We start from the raw sequence: 12,621 nt of genomic DNA, 5'->3' as shown, positions 1-12,621 counted from the left end.
GGGACGTTCGAGCTGACGTGCCACGTGAGCGAGGCGGCGGCCGGCTTCTTGGAGTCGACTCTCGGGCAGATGGCCCGAGAGGCGGCCGAGGCGGCCGGTCGCGCGGTCGCGGGCCTGGGAACGCTGTGGGTCGCGGTACCCACTCCCGATCTGGTGACCGGAGACGGCTCCGTGAAGGTCAAGCCTGGATCGCGCGCGGCCGGCGCCGAGGGGATCGTCACCGTGCTCGGTTGGGCGCAGTTCCTCGGGTACACGATCGCCGCGCTGTCGCTCATCGCGATCTTCGCGATGGCGATGGTCAACCACCGACGGGGCGAGGCCCTGTTCGCGACGAAACGGCTCGCGATCGTGCTGTTCTCGACGGTGCTGCTCGGCGCCGCCGGCCCCGTGGCGCAGGCGCTGGTCAGCAGCGGCCCTCAAGCAGCTTCCAACACGGTGATGTACCTGCAACGAACGATGTGGTGGTACTCGATCGCTGCGATGGTGCTGGGCATCATCGTCGGCGCCATCCGCATGATCGCGACCCACCGCCTCGAGCCGGGCCGCGACCTGGTGCAGGGCCTCATCACGATGATCGTGATTTCGGGCGCGGGGGTCACGGGGATGAACCTGCTGATCCGCGCCCTGGACTCGCTGGCCAACAAGCTGATCAACGGATCGCTCGCGTGCGGGCCAGCGGCCGACTCCTCGTGCTTCGGTGGATCGGTGAGCACGCTGCTGGTGTTCACCTCCGCCGCCGGCGCGACGGGACTGCCCGCGTTCCTCCTGCTGCTGCTGTCAGTCGTCGCGATCTTCGCCTCCGCGGTGCAGATCGTGTTGATGGTGGTGCGCTCTGCGCTGATGGTCGTGTTCGCCGGTCTGCTGCCAACCGCCGCGGCGGGGTCCAGCACGCGCACCGGCAGGGACTGGCTGAACAAACTCCTGAGCTGGATGTTCGGCTGGATGCTCTACAAGCCGATCGCCGCGTTCATCTACGCGGCCGCGTTCATGCTCACAGCGACGCCGTTCTATGCCGACGACGGCACCGGCTGGGTGTCCTCCCTCGGCGGCCTCGCGCTCATGCTCATGGCGCTCTTCGCGCTACCGCCCCTGTTCAAGGCGATCGCCCCAGCCGTCGCAGCTGCGATGAGCGGTAGCGGAGGCGGCGGGATGGGCGCCGCCGCGGGCATGGGTGCGATCGCTGCTGGCGGGCAGATCTACTCCGGCTCCAAGAACACCGGCGGAGGCGGAGGCGGAGCGCAGCCCGCAGCCAAGGGGGCGAACCCGATGCCAGCTCCCGGGACCCCAGCAGGGGGCAGCGCGGGCGGCGGCGGAGCAGCAGCGAGCGGCAGAGCAGCGGCGGGCGGAGGCGCCGCAGCGGGCGGAGGCGCCGCCGCGGCGGGAGCCGCCGCGGGTCCTGTCGGCCTCGCAGTGGGCGCGGGCGTCGATGGCGCGAAGAAGGCCGCGGGTGCGGTCAAGGGCGCGATCCAGGGCGCGGCCGCTGCGGTCTCGGAGCAGCCCGCTGGCACCGCGCCCGCTGGACCCGCCCCGGCCGGGACGCCGACCTCGGGAGGCGCACCGGGTCTGAGCGGCTCGTCGGCCGGCGGCGGTAGCGGCGGCCCGATGGCTGGCGGCGCGGGGGCGGGATCAGGCGCCGCGCAGGGCGCCGCCGCTGTGACGGCCGCGGGAAGCGCGGCAGTGGACTCCGTCCGTCGCACCGCGACGGACGTAACCGGTGAGGAGAAGTGACCATGTCGAACGATGGTGTTGTTGCCGGCTACGGCAACTGGAAGAAGCCCACGAGCGCTGGCCTCGTCGGTCTGAGCTTCGCCGGGACGATGGTCGCGATGGTCGGCCTAGTCGTCGTGGTCGTCGTAGCCAACGTCAAGGGGTGGTTGGCAGCGCTGCTCGCGTTCGCAGTGGTTGCCGCGGTCGTGGCCATGACCGTGACGCGCGACAAGCACGGGCTGAACGTCGCCGACCGCACCAAGGAGAGGGTGCGGTGGTGGGAGTCCCGCTCAAGCGGCTCGAACCTCTACCGTTCCGGTCCGCTGGGCCGCACGCCCTGGGGGACGTGCCAACTCCCGGGCATCGCCGCCGCGACTCGCCTGACGGAGTTCGTCGACGTCTACGAGCGCCCCTTCGCGCTACTCAGCTCCCCCGTCGGCACCGTGACGGTCGTACTGGCCAGCCAGCCCGAGGGCGACTCGCTGGTCGACCAGGAGCAGGTGGACCGGTGGGTGTCGCGCTTCGGCGGCTGGCTCGCCGGCCTCAGCGACTACCTCGGCTTGATCGCGGCATCGGTCACGGTGGAGACCGCGCCGGACACCGGCACCAGGCTGCGGCAGGAGGTCACGCTGAACCTGGACCCCGCGGCCCCGCCGTTCGCTCGGGAGGTCCTGGCCGAGGTCGTCGACAACTACCCGGTCGGGTCCAACAAGGTCAGCGCGTACGTCGCCCTGACCTTCGCCCGCAGCGTCGCGGGCCGCAAGCGCTCGATCGAAGATCTGGGCCGCGACCTGGCCGCCCAGCTGCCGAACCTCACCGGCACCCTCGAGGCGACAGGCGCGGGGGCCACACACCCCGCGACGGCCGCCGAGCTGTGCGAGCTGGTCCGCACGGCTTACGACCCCGCCTCCGCGGTCATCTTCGACGAGGCCGCCTCCCAGGGCGTCCGGGTGGACCTCACCTGGTCCGACGTCGGCCCGGCGGCCGCGGAGGCAGGGTGGCAGGACTACCGGCACGACTCAGGCCTGTCGCGCACGTGGATGGTGACTGGTGCCCCTCAGGGTGTCGTGCAGTCGAACATCCTGTCCGGGGTCCTCGCCCCGCACCGGGACGTCTCTCGCAAGCGCGTGACGCTGCTGTACACGCCGCACGACCCCGCCCGCGCCGCCGCCATGGTCGACGCCGACGTGCGTCAGACCCGAGCGATGCTCGGGGAACGCGCAGGCGCCGGCGCGTACCGCGCGCACCAGGCCGCGCAGAAGACAGCCGCGGAGCAGGCCGCCGGTGCGGGCCTGGTCTCGTTCGGCATGCTCATCACGGCGACCGTGATGGACGCAGCCCAAGAGGCGCAGGCGGCGGCCGCCGTGCAGAACCTCACCGCGGCCGCCCGGCTGATGGTTCGGCCGACGTACGGGTCCCAGGACACGGCGTTCGCGGCAGCGCTCCCGCTCGGCCTGCACCTGCCGCGGTACGCGAGCATGATCACGGCTACGGAGCGTGTCGCGTGATGCTGCGGCTGCGCCGGCGACAGTCCAGCGAGAGCCGCCGGACCCTGCACGGAGCGCTCACGGCGGGGGAGTCCGGCCCTACCCCCACGGGCCCCGGCCGCCGTCGCCGTGAGCGTGCCAAGGCAGCTAAGCGCGCGGTTCGGGTCCTCGGGGCCCGGGGCTGGTCCGGTCGCGGCAGCGGTCACGCATTCGGGATCCCGAAGGTCCCGCTCTGGCGGGGGACTACAGCTCAGGTGCCGGGCCTGTTCCCGTTCGCGGTCGGCGCCGGGACGCCCATGATCGGCGTCCCGCTGGGCCGCAGCCTGCTGACCGGCGCGACGCTCTGCTGCGACCCGATCAGCTGGTTCCAGCGCGCACACCTGATCGCGAACCCGTCGGCGTTCATCCTCGGCAAGCCCGGACTCGGCAAGAGCACCGTGATCCGGCGCATGGCCGTCGGGCTGGCGGCCTACGGCGTGCTGCCGATGGTGCTCGGCGACCTCAAGCCCGACATGGTCGACGTCATCGAGGCGATGGATGGCCAGGTGATCCGGCTGGGGCACGCCCGCTCGTTCCTGAACATCCTGGACCCGGGAGAGTCCCGACAGGCCGCCGAGCAGCTGCGCGCCGCTGGCCGTCACGACCTGGCCGACGAGGTTCTGGCCGACGCGCACGGGCGGCGCCGCACGATGGTCTCGGCGCTGCTCACGATCAGCCGCAAGGAGTCCCCGACGGACCGGGAGGAGGCGATCGTCGACGCGGCCCTGCGGCTGCTCGACGCGCGCCTGGACCGAGTCCCGGTGCTCGGCGACCTGCTGGACGTCATCCGCGAGATGCCGCAGGAGCTGCGGCATGTGGCGGTCGACCGTGGAGTGGACGAGCGCTACCGCGAGATCACCGAGAACCTGGAGGCCTCGCTGATCTCGCTGACGCAGGGCGGGCGCCTCGGGGCGATGTTCTCCCAGGCCACCTCAACCCCGATCGACCGCACCCGCCCCGTCGTGTTCGACGTCTCGGGGATCCACGAGACCGAGACCGATCTGCGTGCCGCGGCGCTCATGGCCTGCTGGTCAGACGGGTTCGCCTCCGTCACCGTGGCCCAGGTCCTCGCGGACGCGGGCCTCGAGCCTCGCCGGCACCGGTTCATCGTGCTGGACGAGCTGTGGCAGGCGCTGCGCTCGGGCACGGGCATGGTCGACCGGGTCGACGCGCTCACGCGCCTGAACCGCACCTTCGGAGTGGGGCAGGTCATGGCCTCGCACACCATGAGCGACCTCGAGGCGCTCCCCGACGCCGCCGACCGGATGAAGGCCCGCGGGTTCGTCGAGCGCGCCGGCATGGTGATCTGCGGTGGCCTGCCGGAATCGGAGATGCCCTTGCTGAACAAGGTCGTGCCGTTCACCAAGGCCGAGCAGCGCATGCTCATCAGCTGGACCGACCCGCCGGCGTGGGACGACCAGCGCGGCCAGGAGGCCGAACCTCCCGGCCGCGGGCACTTCCTGGTGAAGGTCGGCGGCAGGTCCGGGATCCCGTTCCGGACGTTCCTGACGGCCGCCGAACGCGACGTCAACGACACGCAGAAGCGCTGGCACGCCCAGTCGCGCATCGGTGAGGGGCGGGCAGTGGCATGAGCGCACCCACGAAGCGGTCCACTCCCGGCAACCTCGAGCCGGGCACGGTCGCGCTCGCCGGCCTGGTGGCGTTCTTCGCGGTTCCTGCCTGCACCGCCTGGGGCGCGCTGCGCGTCGACGACGCCCTCCATGACCGGAACTCCACGACCGGGCGTAACCCCCTGTCCGTCCTTGCCGGGCTCGCACGTGGGGAGCTGGCCTGGTCGACCACGGCGACGATCAGCGCGCTGCTGCTCCTGGCCCTGGTCGGCGGGCTGCTGTGGTCGGCGGCCGCGGGGTACCGGCGGCTGGTCCCGGCGAAGCTGCCCGTCGACCGCGCCGCGGTGCACATGGGCCGCGGGAAGCAGGTCGACGCGCTGCGCGAGGCCCACGTCCGCAGGACGGCACGGCGCCTCGGCTGCCCCGACGCGATCGGGCTGAAGGTCGGCACGGCGGTGCTGGGCGGGTACAGCGTCTGGGCCGGCTGGGAGGACGTCTCCATCGACATCTGGGGTCCCCGCTCCGGCAAGACGACCTCCCGTGCCATCCCCTCGATCCTCGACGCCCCCGGCGCGGTCATGGCGACGTCGAACAAGCGCGACCTGGTCGACGCCACCCGCGACGTTCGCGCCGCACGGGCGGGGGAGGAGGTGTGGGTGTTCGACCCGCAGGCCCTCGTCGACGAACCGGTCACCTGGTGGTGGAACCCGCTGCGGTTCGTCACCGACGAGGTGAGCGCCACCCGGCTCGCGAAGGTGTTCATCGACGCCACACGTGAGCCCGGCGCCCGCACGGACGCCTACTTCGACGGCGCGGCGCGCGACCTGCTCGCCGGCCTGCTTCTCGCGGCCGCGCGGGGTGACAAGCCGATCACCGAGGTGTTCCTGTGGTTGGCGGACTCGACCGAGGACGAGCCGCAACACCTCCTCGAGCAGTACGGCCACCGTCTCATGGCCGCGTCCGTCGCCGAGGTCCTGGCTCTGCCGGACCGCCAGCGGGCGGGCGTGTACGGGTCGGCCAAGCAGATCGTCTCGTTCCTGCTCAACGCACAGGCAACCCAGTGGGTCACGCCCTCGCCTGGGCGCCGTGAGTTCGACCCGCACGCGTTCGTCCGGTCTCAGGGCACGCTCTACTCCCTGTCCAAGGAGGGCGTCGGCACCGCCGGCCCGATCGTGCTCGCGCTCAACGTCGCGGTCATGACCGCGGCCGAGGAGTACGCCAAGCACCTGCGCGACGGGCGGCTGGCGACCCCGCTCGTCGTCGTGCTGGACGAGGCCGCGAACGTGTGCCGGTGGCAGGAGCTGCCCGACATGTACTCGCACTTCGGGTCGCGCGGCATCATCGTCCAGACGTTCCTCCAGTCCTGGGACCAGGGCGTAGCCGTGTGGGGCCGGGAGGGGATGCTCAAGCTCTGGAACGCCTCCACGGTGCGGGTCTACGGCGGGGGGACGGCCGACCCGGACTTCCTGGACAAGCTCTCGCAGCTGATCGGTGAGTTCGAGCGCACGACCCGCTCCGTGAGCAGCTCCCGCCACGGCGGCTCGACCTCGTGGCAGGCGGCACGTGAGCGCGTGCTCGACGTCTCGGACCTGGCCTCGCTCCCGCGCGGCCGCATCGTCGTCGTCGCTGCCGGCTGTCGCCCCGTGCTGGTCAAGCCGGTGCCCTGGATGGACGGCCCGCACCGCGACGCGGTCAACGCATCCTGGAAGCGCCACAACCCGAACGGCCTGACGGAGATGACCGAGCGCTGGGCGCCAGGTGAGCCCGCGGAGGTGGCGGCGTGAACATCGATCTGGGGTCCTGGGGAGACAGTCCGGTCCCGGCACGAGAGCCCGACCCTCGGCCGGCGGCCGGCGGGTTCGCGCCCGACGTGAGCGACGTCGACGTGATCGACCGAGCCCACGCCGCCGTGGAGCGAGCCGAGACCCGGGTGCGGACCGAGGACCGCAGGCTCGCCGCCGCGTCCCGGGCGATGGAGGACGCGGCTGGTGCGCTCGACCTCGCACGACGCCGGCAGGAAGAGCACGAAGCCGGCCGCGTCGCCGGCGAACGGGCGCGCGACGCCCGCAGCGCGCAGATCGCCGAAGCGGTGCGCCGGGCGGAGCGCAAGCTGCAGCTGACCGAAGAGGCGATCGAGGACCGGCAAGCCGAGTGCCACGTCGCACGGGTGGCGCTCGAGCGCGCCCGTGGCGCCCTCGAGCGCAAGAAGGCGGAGGTGCTCAAGGCGCAGGCGGCCGCCCTGGAGATCGCCCCACCGATCCAGGAGCCGGAGCTCGTCTACGGCAGCGTCATCCAGTTCGTCGAGGAGTATCTGCTGCCGCTGTACCGGCGCAAGACGGCGACCTGGTGCCCGCAGTGGTGGAAGCACCCCGAGGTGACCGTCCGCCTTCAGGCGCTGTGGCTGTCCTGGGAGCAGCTGCGCCAGGACCCGGCGCTCGGCCTGTCGGTGTGGCTGCGCGATCACCTCGACCACCACATGCCGATCGTGCTGGCCAGCGACGGGCCCCTCAAGGGCTGCAAGCCAGGCGAGCACCGCGGCGAGCGCGAGCTGCTGACCTTCGACCCGCCCCCGGCGGGCCTGTACCCCGACGAGAGAGCAGGTGCCCAGTGACTACGAGCCCGCGACCGCTCGACTCGAGGAGGGCGCTGTGAGCGACCCTGCCCGCTGGGTTCTCTGCACTGCTGCCGGCACCGTGATCGGCGTAGCCCTCGGCTGGTTCACCCCGCTGCCGAACGGGGTGAGCATCGCCCTCGGCGCGGGCCTCGTCGCCGTCGCGTACCCGTACCTGTCCGCGAGGTCGAGGCGCGCCCAGGCAGCACGCGCGACACGTCTCAAGGCGGCCCCAGTGGTTGCCGCCGGGGTCGACCTGGACGCGAAGGCCGGCGGTGGCGAGCACCTCGTCCTGTGACTTCCAGCGGAAGATGGCGGGCTTCTGCCGAGGCTAAGTGGCGGTGCCCGGCCGGGCGTTCCGTCCGGGAGCTGGGGTGATTCTTCGACAGCGCGGGGTCATGACCGCACCGCAGCGGTGCACTGTCGCCCGCGACTCGGACCTGTGGTTGCTGCGGCCAACCTCGGCCCAATGCCGCGGAGCTGAGCAACACCCCCGGCTTCTGTGCGTCGACGGCGACCGGAGGCCGAGCCCGCTCGGAGCGGCCGTGTCGATCAGGTGAGTTGGAGGGTGGTCACACAGGTCGGGCTGCCCTCGGTCGTGCTGAACGGAACGTTGCCGCTCAGGTCGCCCTGAGTGATCTCGATCGTTCCCTCGACGTCTTCAGGGAGCCAGTAGCCGACGAACCCGTTGGAGTAGGTCGTGGCGCTCTCCTCGACGAGGACAACACCGTCGGCGTCGGTGATCGTGACCTCCACCGGTTCGTCGACCAACTCGCCCTGGCAGGTCGCGAGGCTGTGGAAGTAGCACTCGTGCGTCGTCTCGATGTACGGCGCGATCGAGACGTAGAACTCGCCCTCGTCGAGGGGCACGGCGACCTCGGCGGTCCCGTCGCCGACGAGGACCTCGTCCTCGCGCACGGAGGCCGTGAAGTTCAGCGGCAGGCTGTCCGTCGAGGTGTCGAGTCGCGTGACGATCTCCTGACCGGTCAGGCCGTCGAGCCCGAGGTCGGCGAGGACGTCGTCATCCGAGGTGGCGGAGCAGCCGGCGAGCACAGCGGTGGCAGCAACGACGACGGCGGCGAGGCGGAGTCAAGAACGCATGTGAAGATCCTCGCTCACCGTCGTGCGCGGCTCCGCCGACCGAAGGCCCGTCGGCGATGAAGATTCGATGAAGGGGTCGTCTGCTCAGGCAGCTGGCACCGCTGTCCGCGGTCCGACGCGCTGGGCCCCGTGCGCTGCGGCTGTCGAGGCCTGTGGGCTCAGGTCAAGACGCCGCAGGAGCTGGGCGTTCGCGGCCACGACGACCGTGGACAGGGACATGAGGATCGCGCCGATCTCCATCGGCAGGACGAACCCCACCGGCGCGAGGACTCCGGCGGCGAGGGGCACGGCGGCGATGTTGTAGCCGGCGGCCCACCACAGGTTCTGCTTCATCTTCCGGTAGCCCTCACGGGAGAGCTGGATGACGGACAGGACAGACCGGGGGTCGTCGGAGGCGAGGATGACCCCGGCCGAGGCGATGGCCACGTCCGTGCCGGCACCGATGGCGACGCCGACGTCGGCCTGCGCGAGGGCGGGCGCGTCGTTGACGCCGTCACCCACCATCGCCACGGTCCGCCCCTCACCCTGCAGGGAGGCCACCGTGCTGCTCTTGTCCTCCGGGCGGACGCCCGCGAAGACCTGATCGATGCCGAGTTCCGTCCCCACGGCCTTGGCCACCGGCTCGGCGTCACCGGTGATCATCACTACGCGGATGCCGAGGGCGTGAAGGGCGTCGACCGCCTCGCGGGACTCCTGACGTACCTCGTCGGCGAGCCCTAGCGCTCCGGCCACGCGGCCGTCGACCACGACGTGCAGGACGATCTGTCCGCGGTCGGACCAGGGCTGGGTCACCGGCAGAGGATCGAGCCCCTGCTCGGCCAGGAGGTTCGGGCCGCCGACGGCGACCCAGCGTCCGTCCACGGTGACGGAGACTCCGACAGCCGTCGAGGCCTGGAAGTCCTCGGCGCGCGGCACCGTGAGCCCTCGATGGTGTGCTGCGGCGGTGATCGCACGTGCCAGCGGGTGCTCGCTGTCGGCTTCCGCGGCGGCGGCCAGCGCGAGGAGCTCGTCGTCACCGATCCCGGTCGTCGCGACATCGTGCACGGCGGGCTCGCCCTTGGTGAGCGTCCCGGTCTTGTCGAACAGGACGGTGTCGACCACGCGCATCCGCTCGAGTGCGGCACGGTCCTTGACCAGCACGCCACCCCGGGCAGCGCGTTCGGTGGAGATCGACACCACCAGCGGGATGGCGAGCCCGAGGGCGTGCGGGCAGGCGATGACGAGCACCGTGATGGCGCGGATGATCGCGAAGTCCGGTGTCCCGACGGCGCTCCAGATCGCGACCGTGATGACGGCGGCGATCAGGGCGAACCAGAACAGCCACCCGGCGGCGCGGTCGGCCAGCAGCTGCGCACGCGTCGTGGACGACTGCGCCTGGGCGACCAGTCGTCGGATCCCGGCCAGCACGGTCGAGTCACCGACGGCGTCGACCCTCACGCGCAGGGCGCTGTCGGTCGAGACGGTTCCCGCGACGACCTGGTCGCCGACGGTCCGGAACACCGGCCGCGACTCGCCCGTGATCATCGACTCGTCGACGTCGGCAGCGCCCTCGACGACCTGCCCGTCGGCCGGCACCCGGCCGCCCGGGCGGACGATGACGACGTCCCCCAGGGCGAGCGAGGACGGAGCGACCGTGACGACGGAGTCGCCGTCGACCTTCTCCGCCTCGTCCGGCAGCAGCGCCGCCAGGGAGTCCAGAGCGGAGGAGGTCTGCGCCAGGGACCGCATCTCCAGCCAGTGGCCGAGCAGCATGATCACGACCAGCAGGGCCAGCTCCCACCAGAAGTCCAGCTCGTGCGAGAGCACCCCGAGGGTCGCGCCCCAGGAGGCGACGAACGCCACGGTGATCGCCATCCCGATGAGCAGCATCATCCCCGGCTTGCGGGCCCGGAACTCAGCGACCGCTCCGGTGAGGAACGGCCGTCCGCCCCACAGGTAGATCACGGTGCCGAGGGCCGGCGCGACCCAGGTGAGCCCCGGGACGTCGGGGAGGGCATAGCCGAGCAGGTCGGCGAACATCCCGCTGAGCAGGACCGTCGGCACGGCGAGCGCGAGGTTGATCCAGAACAGGCGCCGGAACAGGGCGACGTGGTCACCGTGACCACCGCCGTGTGCCCCGTGCCCGCCGTGGCCACCCTCGGCGCCTATGTGCTCGCCATGGTGGCTCGCGGAGGGCCGGTGCTCGGCGTCGTGCCCATCCACATGCGCGGGCATGTGGTGGCCCTCGTGCTCCATCTGGCCGGCGTCGTGCCCACCGTGGCGGTCGTGAGCCAGCGGATCAGTGTCCTCGACGGACAGCTCGTGCCGCTGGCTCGCGCTGCTGCGTCGTTCGCCGTGCACGTCGTGGCCCTGGTGCGCGTTGCTCATGGCTCTTCTCCTCGACCCGTGCTCCACCGTCATCTGCGCAAAAATACCCCCAGGGGGTATATGAGCAGCCAACGGCGTGCTCATGGCCGGTATTCCCGGCTCGGGGGCACCTCGACGCCGAGCGGGTCAGGTCAGGGGGTCGGGCACGAGCGCAGCGCGGTGCCCTCGAAGTCCGGTACGGGGCGCGCGTCGGCCTCGGCCGCCGTTGCTGCGATGCCCTTGCGCTCGATGTCCTCGATGAGCCAGTCCATCTCGGCGATCTCCCGCTGCTGAGCCTCGATGATATCGACGGCGAGCTCGCACACCCGGACGTCGTCGATCTGGGCCCGCTCGGAGCGGGTGATAGCCAGGGAGTGGTGCGGGATCATCGCGCGCATGAATGCGGTGTCGCCGACCGTGACCTGGCTGCGGTCGAGGGCGACGCCGCCGGCAAGGAGCAGCACGCTGACGGCGACCACGGCGATGTTCGCCTTCGCGTTCTTGTACATGTTCAGCATCCAGGCGAGCATGATCAGCCCCATCGTGCCGCCCATGGTGACCGCCATGAAGACCCGGCTCTGGCTGAACCGGACGTGATCCAGCTCCCACGAGCCGACGAACATCACCCAGTACATGACCACCATGGCCGTGAGGATCATGGCGGCGAACCGCAGGTACATGCCCTTCATCTGATGGCCCTGCCCACCGCCGTGCCGCTCACCCCCGTGATGGGCGCCGTCACCGTCGTGCTCGTCGTTCATCGACTCGCCATCGTGCTCACGCTGCACGGACATCGCTGCGTCTCCTCGTCTGGAGCCTGACCCGGTTTCCCGGACAGTTCGGGTTGGGTGATCATGCCGCCGCGGTGGCGGCGGTGTGAAGGTCCTCGAAGTCGTTCGGGGACCGGTAGTCCAGGCCGGAGTGGCGCCGGAGAGGGTTGTAGAAGCCTTCGATCCATTCGAAGATCGCCGCGGCGAGCTCCTCGCGGCAGGCCCAGGAGCGGCGGTCCAGGAGCTCGCGCTGCATGGTCGACCGGAAGGACTCCATCATCGTGTTGTCCACGCTCGAGGCGACCCGCCCCATGGATCCGAGCAGGCCGGCCGAGCGCAGCCGGTGGCCGAAGATCCACGACGTGTACTGGGCTCCGCGGTCTGCGTGGACGATCGCGCCGGGCCCCGGCCGGCGGGTCCAGATCGCCATCTGCAGCGCGTCGACGACGAGCTCGGAGCGCATGTGGTCCGCGATCGACCACCCGACGATCTTGCGGGTGAACACGTCCAGGACCGCGGCGCAGTAGACCTTCCCGGTGTTCGTCGGGTGCTCGGTGATGTCGGTGCACCACAACCGGTCCGGACCGTCGGCGACGAACCGGCGCTGGACCAGGTCCTCGTGCGGGGCCGGCGCCGGGTGGTGACGAGCGCGCTTGCGCCGGTGGCTGATGCCGCTGACCTGCGCGGCCCGCATCAGCCGCGCGACCCTCTTGCGGCCGCAGGCGATGCCCATGCCCAGGCGCAGCTCGGCATGGACCCGCGGGGCGCCGTAGGAGCACCGCGACATCTGGTGGACTGCCACGATCGTGGCCGTCAGCTCGGCGTCGGCGACCGCTCGGGCGGACGGGGGTCGGACCTGCCAGTCGTAGTAGCCGGACCGGCTTGGCTGCAGGCACAAGGACTCCTCTCGGAGATGACATCGTCACCTCAGGACAGGTGTCCGGGGAAGCGGGTCAGGCTCCTCTCGCTCCTACCTGCCGGGGTGTCGG

The 12,621-nt window shown here is 71.4% G+C and carries 10 protein-coding genes; 6 read left to right on the top strand and 4 right to left on the bottom strand.

Annotated elements, in window-relative coordinates:
* The first annotated feature begins 24 nt into the window (after nt 1–24).
* The 6 genes from K5O09_RS18535 to K5O09_RS18510 all read left to right on the top strand — a co-directional run bounded on the left by K5O09_RS18535 (nt 25) and on the right by K5O09_RS18510 (nt 7,713).
* Nucleotides 25–1,728 carry a hypothetical protein gene (locus tag K5O09_RS18535; RefSeq protein ID WP_168631474.1) on the top strand — a complete coding sequence of 568 codons (1,704 nt, stop codon included), beginning with the start codon at nt 25–27 and terminating at the stop codon, nt 1,726–1,728.
* 2 nt (nt 1,729–1,730) lie between these two features.
* Nucleotides 1,731–3,215 (top strand): SCO6880 family protein, encoded by a 1,485-nt coding sequence (locus tag K5O09_RS18530; protein WP_203767588.1) that lies wholly within the window; start codon nt 1,731–1,733, stop codon nt 3,213–3,215.
* Between the two features lie 44 nt (nt 3,216–3,259).
* Complete coding sequence (locus K5O09_RS18525; protein WP_370635589.1) at nt 3,260–4,825, top strand: ATP/GTP-binding protein; 1,566 nt, start codon at nt 3,260–3,262, stop codon at nt 4,823–4,825.
* Complete coding sequence (locus tag K5O09_RS18520) at nt 4,822–6,588, top strand: type IV secretory system conjugative DNA transfer family protein (RefSeq protein ID WP_168631476.1); 1,767 nt, start codon at nt 4,822–4,824, stop codon at nt 6,586–6,588. The genes K5O09_RS18525 and K5O09_RS18520 overlap by 4 nt, the downstream gene beginning before the upstream one ends.
* 86 nt (nt 6,589–6,674) lie before the next feature.
* A complete protein-coding gene (locus K5O09_RS18515) occupies nt 6,675–7,415 on the top strand; it encodes a DUF4913 domain-containing protein (protein WP_255596440.1) in 741 nt (246 codons plus the stop codon).
* Nucleotides 7,416–7,452: 37 nt separating this feature from the next.
* On the top strand, nt 7,453–7,713 hold the full coding sequence (locus K5O09_RS18510; protein ID WP_222172926.1) for a hypothetical protein: 261 nt from the start codon (nt 7,453–7,455) through the stop codon (nt 7,711–7,713).
* Nucleotides 7,714–7,967: 254 nt separating this feature from the next.
* Here the strand turns inward: K5O09_RS18510 and K5O09_RS18505 are convergent, their stop codons facing one another.
* The 4 genes from K5O09_RS18505 to K5O09_RS18490 all read right to left on the bottom strand — a co-directional run bounded on the left by K5O09_RS18505 (nt 7,968) and on the right by K5O09_RS18490 (nt 12,530).
* Nucleotides 7,968–8,468, bottom strand: a complete 501-nt coding sequence (locus K5O09_RS18505) for a CueP family metal-binding protein (protein ID WP_222172925.1) — start codon at nt 8,466–8,468, stop codon at nt 7,968–7,970.
* A 132-nt stretch (nt 8,469–8,600) separates the two neighbouring features.
* Nucleotides 8,601–10,883 (bottom strand): heavy metal translocating P-type ATPase, encoded by a 2,283-nt coding sequence (locus K5O09_RS18500; protein WP_222172924.1) that lies wholly within the window; start codon nt 10,881–10,883, stop codon nt 8,601–8,603.
* A 131-nt stretch (nt 10,884–11,014) separates the two neighbouring features.
* A complete protein-coding gene (locus K5O09_RS18495) occupies nt 11,015–11,551 on the bottom strand; it encodes a DUF305 domain-containing protein (RefSeq protein WP_168631525.1) in 537 nt (178 codons plus the stop codon).
* A 163-nt stretch (nt 11,552–11,714) separates the two neighbouring features.
* A complete protein-coding gene (locus K5O09_RS18490) occupies nt 11,715–12,530 on the bottom strand; it encodes an IS3 family transposase (RefSeq protein WP_168631478.1) in 816 nt (271 codons plus the stop codon).
* Between the last annotated feature and the right edge of the window lie 91 nt (nt 12,531–12,621).

The organism is Cellulomonas sp. C5510, assembly GCF_019797765.1.
GTDB lineage: Bacteria > Actinomycetota > Actinomycetes > Actinomycetales > Cellulomonadaceae > Cellulomonas.
The sequence above is the reverse complement of the archived record's forward strand: the minus strand, read 5'-3'. Positions and strand labels throughout refer to the sequence as shown.

Coding starts and splice junctions, on each gene's coding strand:
- K5O09_RS18520 (WP_168631476.1), top strand. CDS start 4,822: ATGAGCGCACCCACGAAGCGGTCCACTCCCGGCAACCTCGAGCCGGGC.
- K5O09_RS18530 (WP_203767588.1), top strand. CDS start 1,731: ATGTCGAACGATGGTGTTGTTGCCGGCTACGGCAACTGGAAGAAGCCC.
- K5O09_RS18500 (WP_222172924.1), bottom strand. CDS start 10,883: ATGAGCAACGCGCACCAGGGCCACGACGTGCACGGCGAACGACGCAGC.
- K5O09_RS18495 (WP_168631525.1), bottom strand. CDS start 11,551: ATGAAGGGCATGTACCTGCGGTTCGCCGCCATGATCCTCACGGCCATG.